This window comes from Streptomyces sp. CA189 (genome assembly GCF_056428985.1).
The window spans coordinates 57653-77381 of the sequence record NZ_JBWJVM010000021.1; the positions used below are offsets into that span (position 1 = coordinate 57653).

Sequence of the window (19729 nt, forward strand, 5' to 3'; positions counted from 1 at the left end):
CCATGACGATTCAGAGCTCCCGGCCGTAACCCCGCGGGCTTCGTGGCGCCGGGGTCAGCCGAGGTCGATCATCAGGTGCAGGTACGTGCGGATCTCGTCGCGTTCCTTGTCGCTGACCTGACCGAGAGGGCGGCCGCCGAGCCGCCTCTCGGAGATGCACCGGATGTCGTCCGTACGGGCCCAGCTCGGGCGGTTCAGTCCCGAGCCGGGCGAGTTCACGGCGACGTGATGGGGGAGCCCCCGGTCCGCTGTCGTGAGGGGCACGACGATGGCCATCTCGGTCGGGAAGGCCGTGAAGAACGGCGAGGAGACGACCACCACGGGCCTGCGGCCGGACTGCTCGGAGCCGATCACCGGGGCGAGGTCGGCCATCCAGACCTGCCAGGGAGAAGCCTTCCGGCTCACTGGCGGCCCCCGAGACCGTCTCCGGCGACACCGTCCCACTCGTCCGCTTCGGCGGTGTAGTCCTTCCAGGCCGCCGGGTCGGCTTCGAGGCGGGCGTACGCGGCGAGGACGGCGCGCTTGCGGTGCTCGGTGAGGAGCTGGGCGAGGGCCGCGTTCAGGGTGACGCCGCCGAAATCGGTCGAGGCCACGTGGGCGAGGTCGTCACGGACCTTCGCATCCACCTTTATCGTCGTCACTGCCTTCATACCTGCGAATATACCCACAGGCATACCACCCCGGCTACCGGGCAGGGCCGCCCCGTCAGCCCGCCCCTACGGTCTCGCGGGCTTGCCCCGGCTCCGCCGGCTCCGCCGGTTCCCGTGACGGGGGCTCGCTGCGGGGCTTGGTGCCGCGGAACGTCGCCGTCGCCACCGACATGCACGCCGCCACCAGGACCAGGTTCTTGAGGATGTACTGCCCCTCCATGGACGGGACGAAGGGGTACTTCCACACCTCTCCCGGCAGGATCACCAGCGTCGCGAAGACGCCCGCCATGTGAACGAAGAAGACCCCGAGCGTCAGCGGCAGCAGCCGGCCCGCGACCAGCCCCAGGCCGATCATGACCTCCATGACCGCCAGAAGTGGCTGGGAGACGGCCGCCGGGACGGAGTCGAAGGTCATGACGCCCATCGCGCGGGTGGCGATGTCCTGCGCCGGGCTCATCCCGGGCAGGAACTTCAGCACGCCGAACCACAGGTACAGCAGGCCCACGCTCACCCGGAGCGCGGCCGTCTCGCGGCGCCGGTAGCGGGAGGCGAGGACCGGGAGCCAGCACCAAGGGCGACGAAGGGTCCCGGCCCGGCACCGCACGGCGCTGTTCACCGCGCTGTTCACCGCGTTGGTCACCGCGTTGGTCACGGTGGTTCTCGGGGATGCTCTCACGGGGTTCCTCGGTTCTGTGATCGGTGGACCCCGTGCGGCTGCCTATCGGTCCGGCCCCGGGGGGAAGTGCGGCAGCAGCCACTCAGCGATCTCCGCCATCACCTCGGCCGCCGGCCGCGTGTTGTGACGGAGGTTCATCATCAGCTGGTTGACTCCGGCCGCTTCGTACGTCTTGAACAGTTCGAGCAGGGGCTCGCGCCCCATGGACCAGCCCTGGACCAGCGGGCGCGGCGCGGACCGCGGGTTCTCGTGCAGGACCACGTAGCCCGCCTGGGCGTACGGCTTGAAGCGGCCGCTGCCGGTCTCGCCGGTCAGCCGCCGCCAGCGGGCGGTGTTGGCCCTTTGGCGCTCGGGGTCGAGCGCCGTGTACAGCCAGCCGTCGGCGTGCTCGGCGGTCCACTCCGGCGTCTGCCGGCCCCGCCCCGTCATCAGCATGGGCAGCCGTCCGTACGGCGGCTTCGGCAAGAGGTCGATTCCGGGGGCCACTTCGCCGAGCGGCGACACGAAGCCCGCCGAGGACGGGCCGGTGACGTGGCGTACGTAGTCCCAGCCGTCCCGCAGCCGGGCCCCCAGGTCCGCGCCGCCCGCGCCGAAGGCCGGAACCTCGCCCGGACGGTCACCGCAGGCCAGGCCCAGCAGCATCCGGCCCGCCGACAGCCGGTCCACCGACGCCGCGGCCTTGGCGACGTGGGCGGGGTGGCGCAGCGGCAGCACCGTACTGGCGGTGCCGAGGGTGATCCGGCGGGTGACGGCCGCGAGCGTGCCCAGGTACACCCACGGGTCGAACAGCTGGCCGCCGTCACCCTCGCCGGGGACGAGGAAGGGGACGTCCCGTACCCACAGCGAGGCGAATCCGGCGTCCTCCGCACGGCGGGCCAGCTCCAAGTGGCCCGCCATGACGGGGACGTCACCGGTGAAGGACTCCAGGGGCGCGATCAGGCCGAGGGACATCCGGCCTTCCGGGAAGGCCCGCGCCATCCCCGGATGCGGGGGACGGCCCGGGGCGGGGACCGACGCGTCGGCCGGGTGCGTGTGCGTGCTCATGAGCGCATCAGCCCGCCGCCCGCTCGGGCGCGGCTTCCCCTCTGAGCAGCGCGTTCTCCCGTTCCAGCTCGGCCATGCGCACGCGGATCGGGGCGAGTTGCTCCTCCAGCTCCGCCACGGTGTACCGGGGTTCGATGTGCTGGGGACAGTTCCAGTCGTACGCCTCGACCTCGATGAGGACGACGCGCTCGACGACGGCCCGGTGTTCCTCGGGGGCCGGCCACTGGTCCGCCCCCACCGTGCGGGCCCTGCCCAGGATCTTCAGGCGCGCCCTGGCCGGGTAGTCCATGAGGATCAGGGACACCCGGTCGTCGGTGTCCAGGTTTCCGGTGGTGATGTACTGCTTGTTGCCGCGGTAGTCCGCGAAGGCGAGCGTGCGGTCGTCGAAGGCCCGCAGGAAGCCCGGCGGCCCGCCCCGGTGCTGGACGTACGGCCAGCCCGTGGAGCCCGTACTGGCCAGGTAGAAACTGGTCCTGGTGGCGGCGAACGCCACCTCGTGCTCGCTGAGCCGGTCGGCTTCCCGGGGTCCGCGGGCCATGTTCGCGTACGAGGCGCGGCTGCCGTGCTCCGCCTGGTGCCGTTGCACGGGCGGGGTGAAGAGGAGTTGCGCGTATCGGCTGGTCATCGAGGATCGCCTACCACCAGTAGGTGGGGTAGCGGGGGGTCTTGCCGCTGCGGCCCGCCAGGATCCCGACGCCGACCAGGACCAGCGTCGCGAGCAGCAGCAGGAGCAGGAAGGTCGCGGTCGCCGGCTGCGTGAGGACGACGATGACCGAGGTCGCGGCGGCGGGTGAGTGCGGGGTCCGGGCCAGGGCCATCGCGCCGATGGCGAGGCCGCCGGCGACGGCGGCGCTCCACAGGGAGCTTCCGGCGACGGCGAGGACGACGAAGCCGACGACGGCGGAGATCAGCTGGCCGCCGATGACGCTGCGGGGCTGGGCCAGCGGGAGTGCGGGGGCGGCGAAGACGAGTGCGGCGCTCGCGGCGAGCGGCGGGACGAGCACGGCCTGGTCGAGCGCGTAGCCGATGGCGACCAGCAGGAGCAGGGCGGCCACGCCGGCCAGGGTCGCGACGGAGATCGCGGCGCCCGCGGCGCGTGCAGGGGCCTTGCCCGCCAGCGCGGTGGCCAGGCTCCGCGGAGCCGGAGCCTCGGTTACGGGGGTGTCGGACATGGCGTCCCTTCCGCGAAAGGTTAACTAATGGATTAAGAGGGAATCCATACATTAGCTCGCCGGCGGGCGGCGGCGAGGCGGCAGGATGGATTCATGGGCGACAGGACGAAGCAGGAACAAGAGCAGGGCCGGCCGACGGCGGCCCGCCCCCCGCTGACGGGCGAGCCGTTGCCCCTCGATCTGGTGAACACGACGTTCATCAAGGGCGGCGTACGGGGCTTCCTGGTGGATGCGCTCACCAGGCCCGAGGAGCTGGACCTGTGGCTCGACGAGCACCGGCCCCGGTTCAGCCCCGCGCTGGCGCGGGCGCTCACGGCGGCCTCGCCGGACGGGCGGGTCCGGCAGGGCCACCTCGACCGCTTCCTGGAGCTGCGGCGCGCCCTGCGCGAGCTGGCCGCCGCCCGGGTCGCGGGCCGGGCGCCCGGCGCCGCCGACTGCGAGGTGGTGAACGCGGCGGTCCGCTCGGCCGCCCCGCGGCGGGAACTCGCGCCCGGCCCCTCCTTCGCGGTCGCGACCCGGTGGCCGGAGGCGGATCCGCTGCTGGTGGCGCTGGGCGAGGTCGCGGCGGGCGCCGTCGACCTCCTGACCGGCGAGCGGGCCGGTCTGCTGCGGGCCTGCCCCGCGCCCGGCTGCATCCTGTACTTCGTCAAGGGCCACGCCCGCCGCGAGTGGTGCACGGTGGGCTGCGGCAACCGGGTGCGGGTGGCCCGGCACAGCCGCCGCGGGGGCGGCGCCGACAACGCGGCGGGCACCGGCGCCGCGGCGGTGTCGAGCGGAGGCGACTAGTTGATGATGTTGGCGTACACCTGGTCGGAGACCTTGTAGCCCAGGTCCAGCGCGGCGGCGTTGTCCCACTCGAAGTGGACGCCGATGAACTTGCGGCTGTCGGCCTTCTCCTTCACCGCGGCGCTCAGGCTCGGGAAGGAACGGGTGACGCCCACCGCGTACGGGTCGTCGGTGCCGGCGGTGAAGGACAGGTCGTCACGGCCGAAGTAGTTGCGGAGGATGCCTCCCCACGCGGCGCCCACACCGGAGTGCCCGGAGACGTAGGTCGGGAAGTTGGGGGTGAAGCTGTTGCCCGCCAGGTCCTTCTCCTCCGGCTTCCAGTTCGGGTCGGCGACGATGTCCGCGTTCGGGACCAGGTCGGCGCGGGTGATGGCGTCGCCCGGGCGCCACACGTCCCAGTCGGTGCCGTACTTCGAGTCCCAGATGGAGATCGCCGCGTCGGCCAGGGCCACCGAGGTCAGGGCGAACAGCTTGGCGCTCTCGAAGGAGGTGCCGAGCGGCCGGTACTTGCGGAAGATCACCGCGGTGTGGTCGTACTGCTGGCCGACCGGCTTGTAGGTGCCGTCCACGTCGTTCGCCCAGTAGTGCGCGAGCTGCGTCTGGTCGGCGGTCCGCTCGGTCGAGTCCCGGCCGCCGATCCGCTTGATCTCGTTGACCTGCGCCGCGTACTCGGGGCTCTGCAGGAGCTCGGTCGGGTTGGCGAACCCGCCTATGTTGCCCGGGCGGAACTGGGAGCCGGAGGCCAGAGCGAAGGGCTTGACCTTGCCCCAGTTGGGAGCGCCTGCGGGCCTGCCGGGGGCCGGACGCCAGTGGCCGGGGGCGTCGATCGTGACGTACGGGGTGGTGTCGGCGGAGCCGTCGCCCGCGCGCTTGGCGATGATCGCCTCGGCGGTCTTGACGCCGAGCTCGCGCCCCCGCTCCTTCGCGGCGGCGGAGGCGTACTCCGGCAGCGCCCGAGCCTGCTGGAGCTTGGCGTCGAGGCTGGCCACGGGGTAGCCGGGGAAGGCGTCCCGCAGGGCGGTGTACGCGGCGTAGTCGATCGCCGCGTTGACCGAGCTGTACGCGCCGGCCGCCGTGGCGTCCTTGACCGCGTACGGCTTGCCGATGGTGTGGATGGAGTTGACCGCGTCGTAGACGGCCAGGTCCATCATCGCCCCGCCGCGGGTCAGCGGTCCGGGCGTGCCGCCGACCTGGCGGAAGATGTCCAGGATCGCGTTGTTCCAGTACAGGACGTGGTCGTTCGAGCCCTGCCAGGTGGCGGTGACCGCCGCGGAGGGAGCGGACAACTCCTCGGCGTCGGTGGCGGCGTTGGCGGGGACCATGGGCACGATGCCCGCGAGTGCCACGGCGGCCACGGCGGCCTTCAGAACGGTCTTCTTGCCCGGACGTACGGAGCGGAGCATCAGCTGTTCCCTGTCTGTGGAGGCCCTGGTGACACTTTCGACTCGATGTCGCCACGGCGGTGCGTTCTCGCCATGAACGTATGGCGGCACGCCACCCTCACAACGGGGCGTTCGCAGATGCCAGGAATCGAAAAACCCGATGGGCTCACGGATTGCCGCGCCCGAATTCATCTCCTTGCCATCAGCTCCTAACGGGCTTGACGGCAACGAGGCGTTACACATGGACGGGGCCCCAGAAGGGGCCCGGACCAGTCAGCAGTCCCGGTGGGGGTGGCGCCGCGCGTAGTGCCGGGCGGCCCGCGCCCGGTTCCCGCACCCCGTCGAGCACCACTCACGACGAGAGCGGGCCTGGTCGAAGTAGAAGACGCAACCGGGCGCCACACAGGCCTTGGGCTCCACGCCCGCGGCGCCGGTCAGGAGGCGCACCACGGAATGGGCGATCTCGCTCTGTACGGCGATCGTGGGCACGGCGGTGGACACGTGCACGGCGACGGGGCGTTCCCCCGCGTTCCAGCACAGCAGGGGCCAGGCGCGGTCCATGGTGGACGCGCGGTTGAGGTGTGCGACGTCCCAGGGGTCGGCTTCGCGGTGGTTGACGAAGGCGTCGACCAGCCGGCGGCTGGCGTCGCGGAGCATGACGAAACACTGCACGTCGGCGGCGCCCAGAGCCTCCACGGCACTCTCCGGGAGGTGGGTGGCCAGACTGCCGCGACAGGAGCGCAGCCACCAGGCGAGGTGCTCCGGCGTCCGGAAACCGTCCACAAGGGTGCCCTTGACGGGGAAAACCGTGTTGACGAACTCCAGTGGGAGGGGCTCCCCGTTCAGGGGTGGAACGCCAACAGGGGGCGGGGTCTGGGCGCTTGGGGGCATGTCGGTCCTCACCGGGTGGGCGCAGTAGGGCTTGCCGTGGGCACTTGCCTCGTGGCAGGATCTTGACCTAACGGCTACATGCGCATGGAGACGTTAGGTTATCGGTAAGGCGACCCCCCGGGGGGCGGGGCCGCCTCTGCCACAGGGAGGCCAGTCCCAAGGTACCGATCGCACAGGAAGGCGCGATCGAACGATATTCATCTGGCACTGACTGAAAGTGAAGTGGGTCTTGTTCTCACGGGGGGAAGCAAGTGACCTTTGACCTTGCATTTTATCAACTCAGAACCTTCCGGGAGGTGGCCCGGCTGAGCAGTTTCACCAAAGCCGCCAAAAGTCTCGGCTACGCCCAGTCCAGCGTCACCTCGCACATCCGCTCCCTTGAATCACGCGTCGGAATTCAGTTAGTCCAGCGCCTTCCGCACGGGGTCCGACTCACCTCGGCCGGAGAAATCTTCCACGACTATACAGGGAGAATATTCCATGTCGTGGACGAAATGGCCAGCGCCCTGAATCCTTCCGGCGAAATGACGGGCCGCGTATCGGTGGGGGCGTCTGCGCTCCTGCTGGAATCACGGGTCGGCTCCCTCATCCGCGACTGCCGCTACCGCTACCCCAAGGTGCAGGTCTCGCCCCGCCAGCTCGTCATCAGCCAGGCCAGGGAGTCCGTGCGCGACAGGGAGGCCGATCTCGCCCTGGTGCACGGCGACTTCTCGGCGACGCCCGAGTCCCTGTCCAACGGCATCGTCGTGGAGGAGCTGCCGCCCCTTGAGGTGGTGCCCGTCTCCTCCATCTCCCTCGCCAACGCCACTGACCAGGCCAAGGCACTGTCTTCCATCCGGGTCCTGGCGGTCGACCCCGACTGCGCCTCGCACCAGGTGCTGGTGACCGCACTGCGCGAGCTCCACGGCATCGACCCGCCGGTCATCGAAGCGGGCTCGGTCGGCGGGGCCAGGGAACTCGCCCGCAGCGGCTACGGCATCGCGATGCTGCCCGCGGAGTCGGTACGGCCGGCCGAGCAGGGCAGCGGCCTCGCCGTGATACCCGGCCTGCCGCGGGTGCGCCTGAGCGTGCGCGCCCTGTGGACCGGACGCGACACGGCGATGTCCGCGGTCGCCGCCGTCTGCGACGTGGCGGCGCGCATCGGCCGGGAACAGGCGAGCCAAATGGCCTGACCCGGCGCACAGAAAAACAGCAGGGGCGAAACGGATTTCCGTTTCGCCCCTGCTGTTTTTCGTTTCGGGAACACACCGGAAACCCATCGGAAACATCGATACCGGCGATCGGCTGATTCGCTCAGCCGGACGCGGAGGCGCACATAGCCTTGAAAACGTATCCGAAGAGAGGCGAAACAATGCCGGATGTTTCCTATATCGCAAACGCGTTCCGCAGCGGCTTCGAGCTGAACGACCTCGAATGGGTGGCGTGGAGCGAGCCGGGCCGGATCGGTGTCGAGCACCACGTCCTGTGGGCCCCGGACGAGTCCGAGGGTGAGGACTCCGTCGGCCTGCTGCTCCGCTTCCCGCCGGGCGCGCACGGCGACTTCCACGAACACCTCGGCCACGAACTCATGCTGGTCCTGGACGGCGTCCTGGACCACAGCGACGGGATCTCCTACGTCAAGGGCGACCTGGTCGTGGAAGGCCCCGGGACCGAGCACCAGATGTCCAGCCGTACGGGCTGCACCGTGCTCGCCATCCGCACCCGGCCCGCCGCCGCCCGCGAACCGAAGAAGCCGCTTCGCACGGTCGGCATCACCGCGGCCCCCTGACCGGACGGGGCGGGGCGGCTGTCAACGCCCTGACTCGGCCGCCCCGCCCCGCACCGCCGTTCTCGCGGCCCGCCCGCTCCGTGCGGGCCCGCCTGCGCTCCCTCGCACCCGCCCACTCCCGCTGACCGAAAGAACACTGCCTTGTCTGCGCACCCTCTCCAGACCCGGACCACCACCCCTGCCGTCCAGCCTCCGCACGCAATGCAGCACTCCGGCCGCCGCGTGCTCGTGTCCAGCGTCTCCTCCGACTCCCACACCTGGAACCTCGTCTTCCTCCAGCTGCTGCTGGAGGAGATGGGCCACGAGGTGGTCAACGTCGGCTCGTGCGTACCCGACGAACTGCTCATCGAGGAGTGCCGCCGCGTCCGGCCCGACCTGGTCGTCGTCAGCAGCGTCAACGGTCACGGGGCACTCGACGGAGCCCGGGCGATCCGGCGCCTGCGCGCCGAGCCGGACCTTGAAGACCTGCGCGTCGTCATCGGCGGCAAGCTCGGGGTGCGCGGCGCCGAGGCGGGCACCTACGGACCGGAGCTGATGGAGGCCGGTTTCAACGCCGTCTTCGAAGACGCCGCCGGCGTCGCGGAGTTCCGCCGCTACCTCGCCCAGTCCGCCGTACCGGCCCTAGAGCCGAGCGCGGCGTGAGCGCGCTCACCGTGGCGTCCACCGGATCCACCGAGCCCCTCGGCTCGTTCGCGGCGGCCGTCGCGGCGGCCGGCCGGGCCGGAGAGCTGGTCGTCCAGCCCCGGATGGGCTTTGCCGACGTACCGCGCATGCGGCAGGGCCTGCACGCGGTCAAAGCGGCCCGGGCCCGCACCGTCGGCACCCTCACCATCGACAGCTACACGCGCGTCGGCGACAACGAGTCCGCCCGGCGGGCCCTGATCGAGGGAACCGACCTCAACGGCTACCCCATCGTCGCGCACGGCCCCGACACCACCCGTGACCTCACTTCGGGACTCATCGGCGACGGTTTCGCCGTCCAGGTACGCCACGGATCCGCCAACCCGATCGGCATCATCCGCGCCCTGCTGGACGCGGGGCTCGACGCCACCGAGGGCGGCCCGATCTCCTACTGCCTGCCGTACAGCCGCACACCCATCCGCGACTCCGTCGAGGCCTGGGCACGCACCTGCGAACTGCTGGCGTCCCGCCCCGGCACGCACCTGGAGAGCTTCGGCGGCTGCATGCTCGGCCAGCTGTGCCCGCCCAGCCTGCTGGTCGCCCTGTCCGTGCTGGAAGGCATCTTCTTCAAGCAGTACGGGCTCCGCAGCATCTCCCTCAGCTACGCCCAGCAGACCCACCACGGCCAAGACGTCGAGGCGCTGCTGGCGCTGCGCACCCTCGCCGCGGAACACCTGTCGGGCCTCGACTGGCACGTCGTGCTCTACACGTACATGGGTGTCTTCCCCCGGACGACCGGCGGGGCGCTGGGACTGCTGCGCGACAGCGCGCGACTGGCCGCGCTCACCGGCACCGAACGCATGATCGTCAAGACCCCGGCCGAGGCGCACCGCATCCCCACCATCGAGGACAACATCCACGCGCTGGAGGAAGCGGCCACGGCCGCGGCCGCGCACCGGGGCCAGTCCCCCGTGGTCAGCGACGAGTTCGGGGTACTGGCCGAGGCCAGGGCGCTGGTCGAGGCGGTACTGGAGATCCACCCGGACACCGGGCGCGCCCTGACCGAGGCCTTCCGGCGGGGCGTCCTGGACGTCCCGTACTGCCTGCACGCCGACAACGCCCAGCGCTCACGCAGCTACATCGACGGACGCGGCAGCCTCCAGTGGCACACCGCCGGCTCGATGCCCATCGCGGCCCTGCCCGCGCCCGGCCGCGCGAAGCTGCGCGCCGACGACCTGCTCGGGATGCTCTCGTACACGCAGGAGTCCTTCGACCGGGCCGCCCTGGCCGGCAGTGGCGAGCGCGACGGTACCGCCGCCCTTCCGGTCTGACCTGCCACCCCGCACCGCCCTCCCGCCGTTCGGCGCCCGGCTGCCTGCCGCCGCGATGCCCGCGCCGCCCCGCGCCCGGCTCCGCGCGCCCCTGTACCGCGCGTCCTCCTCACCACTTAGGAAGCTCCTGTGCCCGGATACTCGTCCGATACGCGCCCGCTCGTCCTCGCCGTCATCGGCAGTGGCCCGCGCGGCATCTCCGTCCTCGAACGCCTCGCCGTACGCACGGCCGCCGAGGCGCGCCAAGACGGCGGCGTACCGCCCCGGCCCGTACGGATCCACCTGATCGACGCGACGGAGGTCGGCGCCGGCCGGGTGTGGCGCACCGACCAGGACGACTGGTTCACCATGAACACCGTCATCAGCCAGGTGACGATGTACTCCGGCGACCCGGACGACGGCCCCGCCCGTCCCGGCGCGGGCCCCTCCCTGGGGCAGTGGATCGAGGCACGCGCGCTGCTCGGCGAGGAGCCGCTGGGCCCCGACGATTACGCGCCCCGCGTCCGGTACGGCCAGTACCTCACCGACGTGTACCGGACCATCGCCCGCAGCCTGCCCGACCACGTCGAGCTGGTGCCCGTCACCGGCCGGGTCACCGCCCTGCGCACCGGCCCGGACGGCGGCCATCTGCTGAGCCTGGACACGGCGCCGCACTTGCTGGAGGCCGACCGCGTCGTGCTGGCCACGGGGCACCCGTTCAACGCCCCGGACCCCTTCGAGCGCGAGATGCTCGACTTCGCCGGCCGTACGCCCGGCACCCACTACCTGTGCGGTGACTCGGCGGCCGACATGGCCCTCGACGAGGAGACGATCCCGGCCGGCAGCACCGTCGGCATCCGTGGTCTGGGCCTGTCCTTCTACGACGTCATGCTCTCGCTGACCGTTGGCCGGGGCGGCGAGTTCGCCGGCGCCGAGGACGGCACGCTCGTCTACCGGCCCAGCGGCCGCGAGCCCCGGATCACCGCCGGATCCCGCAGCGGGCTGCCGATCCCGGCGCGCGGCCGGAACCAGAAGGCGCCCTCGTTCAGCCACCGCGCCCTGTTCCTCACGCGCTCCGCCCTCACCGCCGCCCGGGCCCGCCGCGGCGTGACCGGCAGCGGCCAGCTGGACTTCGCCGAGGACGTACTGCCCCTGCTGCTCCAGGAGATCGAGCACGTCTACTACGTCACCCACGTCCGGACCTCCCGGGGCGCCGAAGCGGCCGACGCGTTCGCCGAGGAGCACGCCGCCGCGCTGCACGCCGGCGCGGACCGGGCCGCGCTGCTGGAGCGGGCCGGGCTGTCCGACGTAGCGCCCATCGACCTGGACGCGCTGGCCCGGCCCTTCGGCGAGACGCGGTTCGCCTCTCCCGAGGAGTTCCGCGGGCAGCTGCTGGACGTCATGGACCGGGACCTCCAAGCGGCCGCGCTCGGCACCTCGGACGGTCCGCTGAAGGCCGCCCTCGACGTCCTGCGCGACATCCGCAACGTGGTCCGCGAAGCCGTCGACTACGGCGGCCTGCTGCCCGAGTCGCACACCGGGTTCTTCCACCGCCGCTTCCTGCCCGTCAACGCCCTCCTGTCGGCGGGCCCCCCGATGTCCCGGGTCGAGCAGCTGCGGGCACTGATCCGGCAGGGCGTCGTGGAGGTCGCCGGTCCCGCCACCCGGTTCGAGACCGACGAGGCGGGTGGCGGCTTCCGCATCGGGTCTGCGCAGGTGGCCGGCTCCGAGCGGATCGTGCGGACCCTCGTCGACGCCCGCATCCCCACCCCGGAACTGCTGCGCGACACCTCCCCCCTGACGCAGCAGCTGCTCGGCGAGGGCGCGGTCCGCCCGTACGTGATCGGCGGGCCCGAGGGCACCGCGTACGTCACCGGCGGCCTGGACGTGACCGAAGCCCCCTTCCACGTCGTGGACGCACACGGACACGCGCAGAGCGACCTGTACGCCATCGGGATACCCACCGAACACACGCGCTGGTTCACCCAGGTCGGCTCCAGCCGCCCGGGCGTCAACACGCTCTTCTACCGGGACGCCGACGCCATCGCGGCGGAGGTGCTGCGTCCGGCGGCCCTCGCGGAGCGCGGCGTGCCCGGGACCGAGGCCGTCCTCGTCCCCGAGGACGCGGCGTGAGCGGGGGGCCGGGGGCCGCCCTCTCTCCCACCGAGCGGTTCCGGGCGGCCCGGGACGTGCTGCTCCTGCACCGCACCGACCTGGACAAGGCGGTACGGGAGTTCCGCTGGCCCGAGCTGACCGAGTTCAACTGGGCCCTCGACTGGTTCGACACTCTGGGCGCCGGGCCCGACCGGCCCGCGCTGCGGATCGTCGGCGACGGCGGGCCCGCCACCGACCGGGTGCTCACCTTCGGCGAGCTGGCCCGGCGCTCGGACCAGGTCGCCACCTGGCTGCGCTCCCTCGGGGTGCGCCGCGGCGAGCCGCTGCTGCTGATGCTCGGCAACCGGGCGGAGGTGTGGGAGACGATGCTCGCCGCCATGAAGCTCGGCGCGATCGTCATCCCCACCTACGTCACGGCGACCCCGGCGGAGATCGCCGACCGGCTGGAGCGCGGCGACGTGCGGTACGTCGTCGCCGAGTCGGGGCTGACGGACCGCTTCGCCGGCGCCCCCGGGGACTGGTCGGGCATCAGCGTCGGGGACCCGGTCCGGGACTGGATCCCGTACGGGCGCGCGGACTCGGCCGACCCGGGGTTCATCCCCGACGGCCCGACCCGGGCGGACGAACCGCTCTTCCGGTACTTCACCTCGGGCACCACCTCGAAGCCGAAGATGGTCGAGCACACCCACGTCAGCTATCCCGTGGGCCACCTGTCCGGCATGTACTGGAACGGCGTGCAGCCCGGCGACGTGCACCTGAACATCTCGGCGCCCGGCTGGGCCAAGCACTCGTGGAGCTCGCTGTTCGTCCCGTGGAACGCGGAGGCCACCGTCATCGCGCTCGACGCGGCCCGCAGCAGCCCGGCCGACGTGCTGGAGATCCTGCGCACCCGCGAGGTCTCCACCTTCTGCGCACCCCCCACCGTCTGGCGGGGCATGGCCGCCCAGGGCCTCGGTGCCCGGCCGCCCGCGCTGCGCGAGGCGGTCGCCGCGGGTGAGCCCCTGGAGCCGTCGCTGATCGAACTGGTCAGGGACCAGTGGGGGGTCGACCTGCGCGACGGGTACGGGCAGACGGAGACCACCGGCCAGGTCGGCAACCCGCCGGGCCGCACCCCCGCCCCGGGCAGCATGGGCTTCCCGCTGCCCGGCTACGCGGTGGTCCTGCTCGACCCGGAGACCGGACTGGAGGTTCCGGCGGGGGAGCCGGGTGAGATCTGCCTGGAGCTCTCGACGCGTCCGCTCGGGCTGATGCGCGGCTACGTCGGTGACGCGGCCCGTACGGCGAAGGCGCTGGCCGGCGGCCACTACCACACGGGTGATCTCGCGGTCCGCGCCCCGGACGGCAGCCTCACCCACCTGGCCCGCTCCGACGACATGTTCAAGGCGTTCGACCACCGGATCTCCCCGCGCGAGCTGGAGACGGTGCTGCTGCGCCACCCGGCGGTGGCCGATGCCGCGGTGGTCCCGGTTCCCGATCCGGTGGGCCTGTGGGCGCCCAAGGCGTACGTGGTCATCGCGCCGGAGTTCCCGGCCGGGGACCGCAGCGCGCAGTGGATCCTCGACCTGGTGCGGGGGGAACTGCCGCCCGAGAAGTGGGTGCGCGCCCTGGAGTTCGTCGCGGCCCTGCCGCGGACGACCTCGGGCAAGGTCCGCCGCGCCGAGCTGCGGGACCGGGCGCCCGGGAGCGGCGGTACGGAGTACCGGATCGACGCGTAGCATCCCTCGGCACACAGGTCCGGGGCCCGGGCTCTCGCCCGGGCCCCGGCCCCTTGGTCGGTTGTGGTCCTCGGCGTCAGCCGTGGTGGTGGCGCGCGTAGTGCCGGTTCGCCTTGGCACGGTTGCCGCAGCCCGACATGGAGCACCAGCGGCGGGTGCCGTTCTTGGAGATGTCGTAGAAGCGCAGGACGCACTCCGGATTCGCACAGGACCGGATCCGTTCGGGACGGTCGCCGAGCAGCCGCAGGAAGTTGTCGGCCACCGTCCAGGCCGCCATCCAGGACGGTGCGTCCACCTCGACGGTGGTGCCGGGGCCGTCGGGCAGCAGCAGACGGCGGACTTGACCGTGTGCCAGGACGGCGTTGAGCGGGCCGACCGTGCCCTCGTCCCAGGGGACGGGGGCGTCGATGACGGCCTTGAGCGCACCCCGGACCTGGAGGAGTGCCTCCAGCGTCTCGCGGTCGGCCACGGCCGGCCGGTCGCCGAGCTCTTGGCGGACGAGCGGGCCGGCAAGCCAGATGCCCAGTCCTTCGACGGAATCCAGCAGGTCGTGCCAGCCGGCGCTGTCGATCCAGCGGGTGTTGAGGAGGTCGATGGAGGGCGGTTCGCCGGTCAGTGGCCGGGGGTCCGGCTCCGGGGATGGAGGCACGGGGCGGCTCCTTCCTTCTCTGTGGGGGGCCCAACAGTAACCGGTCATCTCAAGATTAAGGGTTGACGATCCATAAAACTAACCATTAAAGTCTAGTTCAGCGGTTAAGAGAACGTCTCGAAGCCCTGGCTGAAAGCAGTGATCGACCATGAGCAAGGCAAAGACCCTGAAGACCGGGCACGTCGGCCTGAACGTCACCGACCTGGACCGCTCCCTGCCCTTCTACCGCGAGATCTTCGACTTCGAGGTGATGGCGGAGGGCAAGGAGGAGGACCGCCGCTGGGCGTTCCTCGGCCGCGACGGCGCCATGCAGGTCGCCCTCTGGCAGCAGAGCGCGGGCGCGTTCGGCAAGGACCTGCCGGGCCTGCACCACCTCTCCTTCCAGGTGGAGACCATCGAAGAGGTCCGTGCCACCGAAGAGGTCCTGCGCGGCCTGGGCGCCGAGTTCAACTACGACGGTGTCGTCCCGCACGGTGAGAACGGCGCCTCCGGCGGCATCTTCTTCACCGACCCCGACGGCATCCGCCTGGAGATCTACGCGCCCACCGGCGCCGACCCGGCCGCCGCCCCCACCCCGGGCGCGCCCACCTGCGGCTTCTTCTAAACAAGAGCCGCCCGCAGCACCTCACGGTGCGACCGGGGACGAGGGGCACCCCACGGGCCCACGGGCCCACGTCCCCGGTCGCGGCGGAACGAAAGGAACTGCCGTGGCAACCGGCTACCACCCCGGCGAAATGAACGTGCAGAGCCGCGCGGACCTCACCGGCCCGGCGGCCTTCTCCCTCGGCGCCATCGGCGACACCGTCCCCGCCGTCGCGGCGGATTTCCTCGCCGAGCAGCCGATGATCGTCATCGGCGGTACGGACCGCGCGGGCCGCGTCTGGGCCACCCAGCTGACCGGCGCCCCCGGGTTCCTGGCAGCGCCCGACCCCGGCACCCTGACCATCAACGCGCTCCCCCTGCCCGAGGATCCCCTCGCGGACCTCCTGGGCCCGCCCGGCGCACCCTCCGGGGACGCGTCCGCGCCGCGGCCCGCCCGTCTGGGCATGATCGCCATCGAGCCGGCCACCCGGCGCCGCATGCGTCTCAACGGCAGAGCGCTCCCCGCTGCCGGCGGACTGCGCGTCGCGCTCGACCAGGTCATCGCCAACTGCCCGAAGTACCTGCAGAAACGGGACTTCCGCATCCTGTCGGCAGCCGAGGCCCAGGCCCAGGCGGCGGCCCGCACGGTCACCTCCGCCGCCGCGCTCAGCGCGGCCCAGCAGCAGACGGTGCGCGAGGCCGACACCTTCTTCGTCGCCACCGCCTCCGACACCGGCGACGCCGACGCGTCCCACCGCGGTGGGAACCCCGGCTTCGTCCAGGTCCTGTCCCCGACGCTGCTGCGCTGGCCCGACTACATCGGGAACGCGATGTTCCTGACGCTCGGCAACCTGGTCCTCAATCCGGCCGCCGGCCTCATCTTCCCGAACTGGAGCACGGGCTCCGCCCTCTACCTCTCCGGCACCGCGCACACCGTATGGGATGCCGAGGAACGCTCCCGCGTCCCCGGAGCGCAGCGCCTCGTGGAGTTCTCGGTGACCGACGTACGGGAGATCTCCGCCGCCTCGACCCTGCGCTGGAGCGACCCCGGATACTCCCGCTTCAACCCCCCGGTCAGCTGAAACCACCTTCCCCACCCGGTCCCGGTCCCCGGACCGTCCTCGCCCCCAACGGAGCCAGCCATGCAGATCACCGTGGACATGAACCTCTGCGAGAGCCACGGGCAATGCGTCTTCGCGGCGCCCGAGGTCTTTTCCTTCGACGACGAGGACTACCTCGTCTACGACGCCGCCCCGAGCGACGCCCTGCTGGACAAAGCCGAGAAGGCCGCGGTGGTCTGCCCCGCCCGCGCCATCACCATCACGGCAGCTCCCGCGGCGACCGACGACGCTCTGGCGGCACAGTGAGCACAAGCCTCACGAGCCCCCGCAGCATCGTGATCGTGGGAGCGTCCCTCGCCGGTCTGCGGGCGGCCGAAGCCCTGCGCTCCCAAGGCTTCACCGGCCTCCTGACCATCGTCGGCGACGAACCGTACCTGCCGTACGACCGGCCCCCGCTGTCCAAGGACGTCTTGACGGCGCGGGACCCGGCGCCGCTCACCGCGCTGCCGTTGCCCGACGGACTCGACGCCCGCTGGCAGCTCGGCCGGCCCGCCGTCCAGCTCAACCCGGGCGCCCGTACGGTCACCCTCTCCGACGGCACCCAGCTCCCGTACGACGGGGTCGTCATCGCCACGGGCTCCGCCGCCCGCCCCTGGCCGGCCCGCCGGCCCCCGCTGCCCCGCGGGGTCATCACCCTGCGCGGCTGGCAGGACGCGGTCGCGCTGCGGGCCGAACTCGCCCCCGGACGACGGCTCGCCGTGATCGGCGCCGGCTTCCTCGGCGGCGAGGTCGCAGCCGCCGCACGTGCCCGCGGCCTCGACGTCACCCTGATCGAATCGGCCGCACAGCCCCTCGAACGCGCCATCGGAACGGTCGCCGGCGGCTTCGTCGCCACGATGCACCGCGAAGCGGGCATCGACCTGCGGACCCACACCACGGTCAGCGGTTTCCTCGCCACCGACGACGGGCTGATCACCGGCGTGCGCCTCTCCGACCAGAGCGAACTGCCCGCGGACGCTGCCGTCCTGGCCCTCGGGGCCGTGCCCGCCACCGGCTGGCTCGCGGACTCCGGCCTCGCCCTCGAAGACGGCGTGCACTGCGACCCGTACCTGCGGGCCCTGCTCCCCGACGGCACGGTCGTCCCCGGTGTCTTCGCGGCCGGTGACGTCGCGCGAGTGCCGCACCCGCTGGCCGGCGGCGCACCGGTCACCCTCGGCCACTGGGCCAACGCCGTGGAACAGGCGACAGCGGCGGCCCACAACCTGCTGCACCCCGACGAGCCCGAGCCGTTCGACTCGATCCCGTCCTTCTGGTCGGACCTGTACGGCGCCCGGATCCGCTCGGTCGGCCTGCCGGGACTCGCGGACGAGACGAGGATCGCCGAGCACAACCTCGTCGGCGAGCCCCGCCTCGAGGTGAGCTACCACAGGGACGGGCAGCTGATCGGCGCCCTGACCATCGGCAGGACCCGCAGGCTGGCCGCCTACCAGCGTGAACTCCAGGCCCTGCGGGGCGCGGTGGCCCACCTGGCTTCCTAGGCTGGGCGGGAAGCGAAACAGCCCCCGCCGGCCCGGGATCATCGGGGGCGGGGGCTTCGCAGCCGACCCGTCACGGCTCAGCCGACTCTGCTTCGGGGCCGGGTGGCGGTTCAGAGGCTGCGGGCGGTGACGTCGCCGTAGGCGGTGGTCGCGTGGATGCTCAGGCCGGCGGCCGCGCCGTCGGTGTTGCAGCCGCGTCCGCGCCGTCAGCGCACGGCCTCCGCCTGCGCGGCCTCCCATGCGAAGCCGTCCGGGTCCGTGAAGGGGCCGCCGTCGCAGCCGATCGCGATCCGGTGTGATCCGCTGCCGTCGGGAGCGACGCCGGCGTCCTTCGCGAGGGCGCGGTGCCGGTACAGCCCCAGCTTGACGGGGCTCGATCCGGAGTCGAACTCCACGTACATGCGGGCGACGCTCTTCGCCACGGCGAGCCCGTGCTCCACGTAGAACCGCTTGCTCGCGGCCATGTCCGCGACGCCCAGCAGGAGCACCATCTCGTCGATCTGCCGGGTGGCCGGCCCGGTGTTCTTCTTCGCCGAGGTGGCGACCTTCCAGATCGTCCCGTCCGGAGCCCGTACGACACCGCCGTAGCCCCAGAGCGACTTCGCGACGGGCTTCAGCACGGTGGCACCGGCCTCCACGGCCGCGCCGACCAAGGCCTCGACGGCGGCCGGCTGGGCCACGGTGAGCGACAGCGTGAACCCCCGGAACCCGGCCGTCGGCGCCTCGGAGGCCCGCAGCCGGATGCGCGTGCCCAGCCCGAAGGCGGTGTCGTAGAAGTGCTGGGCAGCCGCGAGGTCGGCCACGTCGAGGGTGACGGATTCGATGGATGTCATGCCCCTCACGCTAGGCGCGCCGCACCTGCCAGGGCTTCTCGAATCCTGACCGATCGGGCCGGGCGAAAAAAGTCGGGCCGGGAGCGATGAGTTTCCCGGTGCTCCCCGGTCTTAGACGTGAAGGGTGCGCCGCGGCAGCCACGGAAGTGGCCGCGGCCCGCACCGGACGGACCGTCCGAGAGCCAGACACGAGATTCCGAGGAACCCCAGATGCGCACCCTGATCAGCACCGCTTTCATCTCCCTCGACGGCGTAGTGGAGGCCCCGGGGGGCGAGTCCGGGTACCGGAACTCGGGTTGGACCTTCAATGACGTGGAGTTCCTGCCCGAGGCGTTCGAGATCAAGGGCCGGGAGCAGAAGGAAGCCTCCGCGATGCTGCTCGGCCGGACCAGCTACGAGTCGTTCAGCCCGGTGTGGCCCGACATGGAGGACTTCGCCGACTACAAGGTGATGCCGAAGTACGTCGTCTCCACCACCCTCGGCGAGGACGCCCTGGTGTCGAACTGGGGCGAGACCACCATCCTGCGCTCCCTCGACGAGGTGGCCGCGCTGAAGGAGACCGAGGGCGGCCCGATCATCGTCCACGGCAGCGCCTCGCTGAACCACTCGCTCTCCGACGCCGGCCTGATCGACCGTTACCACCTGCTGGTCTTCCCGCTGCTGCTCGGCGCGGGCAAGCGGCTCTTCAGCGCCACCGACAAGGACGCGCAGAAGCTGAAGCTCGTCGAGCACGCGGCGTACGCCAACGGCCTGCAGATGAACGTCTTCGACGTCGTCCGCTGACAGGAGCCCGCCCCCGTCGCCCACAGACCCCCGCATCACGCCGCTGCGCCCTGCCGCCCCCCTGGCAGGGCGCAGCGGCGTTCGGCGATGGCGGGACAGGAAGACCGCCGCTATCCTAACCTTCTAGCTACTGGTTAGAAGGTTAGGGCGAGA

At 71.9% G+C, this 19729-nt stretch carries 22 protein-coding genes and 1 pseudogene; 13 read left to right on the forward strand and 10 right to left on the reverse strand.

Going from position 1 to position 19729, the window contains the following annotated elements; genetic code table 11:
* Window positions 1-54 precede the first annotated feature (54 nt).
* Genes AC061S_RS18305 through AC061S_RS18330 form a run of 6 tightly spaced genes read right to left on the reverse strand, consistent with a single transcriptional unit; the run spans window position 55 to window position 3542 of the window.
* Window positions 55-405 carry a type II toxin-antitoxin system PemK/MazF family toxin gene (locus AC061S_RS18305; RefSeq protein ID WP_478687021.1) on the reverse strand — a complete coding sequence of 117 codons (351 nt, stop codon included), beginning with the start codon at window positions 403-405 and terminating at the stop codon, window positions 55-57.
* Window positions 402-650, reverse strand: a complete 249-nt coding sequence (locus tag AC061S_RS18310) for a hypothetical protein (RefSeq protein ID WP_478687022.1) — start codon at window positions 648-650, stop codon at window positions 402-404. The genes AC061S_RS18305 and AC061S_RS18310 overlap by 4 nt, the downstream gene beginning before the upstream one ends.
* Before the next feature lie 55 nt (window positions 651-705).
* On the reverse strand, window positions 706-1326 hold the full coding sequence (locus tag AC061S_RS18315; protein ID WP_478687023.1) for a DoxX family protein: 621 nt from the start codon (window positions 1324-1326) through the stop codon (window positions 706-708).
* A gap of 42 nt (window positions 1327-1368) precedes the next feature.
* Window positions 1369-2370 (reverse strand): TIGR03571 family LLM class oxidoreductase, encoded by a 1002-nt coding sequence (locus AC061S_RS18320; RefSeq protein ID WP_478687024.1) that lies wholly within the window; start codon window positions 2368-2370, stop codon window positions 1369-1371.
* A gap of 7 nt (window positions 2371-2377) precedes the next feature.
* Entirely contained in the window at window positions 2378-2995 is a 618-nt protein-coding gene (locus AC061S_RS18325; RefSeq protein ID WP_478687025.1) for a pyridoxamine 5'-phosphate oxidase family protein, read from the reverse strand.
* Window positions 2996-3005: 10 nt separating this feature from the next.
* Window positions 3006-3542 carry an HPP family protein gene (locus AC061S_RS18330; protein ID WP_478687026.1) on the reverse strand — a complete coding sequence of 179 codons (537 nt, stop codon included), beginning with the start codon at window positions 3540-3542 and terminating at the stop codon, window positions 3006-3008.
* Between the two features lie 93 nt (window positions 3543-3635).
* On the opposite strand from AC061S_RS18330, the gene AC061S_RS18335 reads away from it, so the two are divergent.
* Entirely contained in the window at window positions 3636-4328 is a 693-nt protein-coding gene (locus AC061S_RS18335; RefSeq protein WP_478687027.1) for a CGNR zinc finger domain-containing protein, read from the forward strand.
* On the opposite strand, the gene AC061S_RS18340 is transcribed toward AC061S_RS18335, so the two are convergent.
* Window positions 4325-5731 (reverse strand): vanadium-dependent haloperoxidase, encoded by a 1407-nt coding sequence (locus AC061S_RS18340; protein WP_478687028.1) that lies wholly within the window; start codon window positions 5729-5731, stop codon window positions 4325-4327. The genes AC061S_RS18335 and AC061S_RS18340 overlap by 4 nt on opposite strands.
* A 252-nt stretch (window positions 5732-5983) precedes the next feature.
* Window positions 5984-6601 (reverse strand): CGNR zinc finger domain-containing protein, encoded by a 618-nt coding sequence (locus tag AC061S_RS18345; protein WP_478687029.1) that lies wholly within the window; start codon window positions 6599-6601, stop codon window positions 5984-5986.
* A gap of 251 nt (window positions 6602-6852) precedes the next feature.
* Here AC061S_RS18345 and AC061S_RS18350 point away from each other — a divergent pair.
* The 7 genes and pseudogenes from AC061S_RS18350 to AC061S_RS18380 form a co-directional block, all read left to right on the forward strand.
* Window positions 6853-7038, forward strand: a pseudogene (locus AC061S_RS18350) (LysR family transcriptional regulator); the annotation flags it as partial.
* Window positions 7039-7095: 57 nt separating this feature from the next.
* A complete protein-coding gene (locus AC061S_RS18355; RefSeq protein WP_478687066.1) occupies window positions 7096-7773 on the forward strand; it encodes a substrate-binding domain-containing protein in 678 nt (225 codons plus the stop codon).
* Between the two features lie 179 nt (window positions 7774-7952).
* Window positions 7953-8369 (forward strand): cupin domain-containing protein, encoded by a 417-nt coding sequence (locus AC061S_RS18360; protein WP_478687030.1) that lies wholly within the window; start codon window positions 7953-7955, stop codon window positions 8367-8369.
* Between the two features lie 201 nt (window positions 8370-8570).
* The gene (locus AC061S_RS18365; protein ID WP_478687067.1) at window positions 8571-9011 is read left to right on the forward strand and encodes a cobalamin B12-binding domain-containing protein; all 441 of its coding nucleotides are present in this window, start codon (window positions 8571-8573) and stop codon (window positions 9009-9011) included.
* A complete protein-coding gene (locus AC061S_RS18370) occupies window positions 9008-10321 on the forward strand; it encodes a methylaspartate mutase (RefSeq protein WP_478687031.1) in 1314 nt (437 codons plus the stop codon). Before AC061S_RS18365 ends, AC061S_RS18370 begins: the two co-directional genes overlap by 4 nt.
* A 129-nt stretch (window positions 10322-10450) precedes the next feature.
* Window positions 10451-12433 (forward strand): FAD/NAD(P)-binding protein, encoded by a 1983-nt coding sequence (locus AC061S_RS18375; RefSeq protein WP_478687032.1) that lies wholly within the window; start codon window positions 10451-10453, stop codon window positions 12431-12433.
* Window positions 12430-14130 (forward strand): AMP-binding protein, encoded by a 1701-nt coding sequence (locus AC061S_RS18380; RefSeq protein ID WP_478687033.1) that lies wholly within the window; start codon window positions 12430-12432, stop codon window positions 14128-14130. Before AC061S_RS18375 ends, AC061S_RS18380 begins: the two co-directional genes overlap by 4 nt.
* A gap of 76 nt (window positions 14131-14206) precedes the next feature.
* On the opposite strand, the gene AC061S_RS18385 is transcribed toward AC061S_RS18380, so the two are convergent.
* Window positions 14207-14779: a CGNR zinc finger domain-containing protein gene (locus AC061S_RS18385; RefSeq protein WP_478687034.1), complete on the reverse strand. Its 573-nt coding sequence runs from the start codon at window positions 14777-14779 to the stop codon at window positions 14207-14209.
* 148 nt (window positions 14780-14927) lie between these two features.
* On the opposite strand from AC061S_RS18385, the gene AC061S_RS18390 reads away from it, so the two are divergent.
* The 4 genes from AC061S_RS18390 (at window position 14928) to AC061S_RS18405 (ending at window position 17960) form a co-directional block, all read left to right on the forward strand.
* Window positions 14928-15383, forward strand: coding sequence for a VOC family protein (locus tag AC061S_RS18390; protein ID WP_478687035.1), 456 nt, complete (start codon window positions 14928-14930; stop codon window positions 15381-15383).
* A 130-nt stretch (window positions 15384-15513) separates the two neighbouring features.
* Entirely contained in the window at window positions 15514-16443 is a 930-nt protein-coding gene (locus AC061S_RS18395; RefSeq protein WP_478687068.1) for a pyridoxamine 5'-phosphate oxidase family protein, read from the forward strand.
* A 60-nt stretch (window positions 16444-16503) separates the two neighbouring features.
* Window positions 16504-16728 (forward strand): ferredoxin, encoded by a 225-nt coding sequence (locus tag AC061S_RS18400; protein WP_478687036.1) that lies wholly within the window; start codon window positions 16504-16506, stop codon window positions 16726-16728.
* Window positions 16729-16763: 35 nt separating this feature from the next.
* Window positions 16764-17960: an NAD(P)/FAD-dependent oxidoreductase gene (locus AC061S_RS18405; protein ID WP_478687037.1), complete on the forward strand. Its 1197-nt coding sequence runs from the start codon at window positions 16764-16766 to the stop codon at window positions 17958-17960.
* 206 nt (window positions 17961-18166) lie between these two features.
* On the opposite strand, the gene AC061S_RS18410 is transcribed toward AC061S_RS18405, so the two are convergent.
* Complete coding sequence (locus AC061S_RS18410; protein WP_478687038.1) at window positions 18167-18793, reverse strand: glyoxalase; 627 nt, start codon at window positions 18791-18793, stop codon at window positions 18167-18169.
* 210 nt (window positions 18794-19003) lie between these two features.
* Between AC061S_RS18410 and AC061S_RS18415 the strand changes: the two genes are divergently transcribed.
* Window positions 19004-19576 (forward strand): dihydrofolate reductase family protein, encoded by a 573-nt coding sequence (locus tag AC061S_RS18415; protein WP_478687039.1) that lies wholly within the window; start codon window positions 19004-19006, stop codon window positions 19574-19576.
* Window positions 19577-19729: the final 153 nt, after the last annotated feature.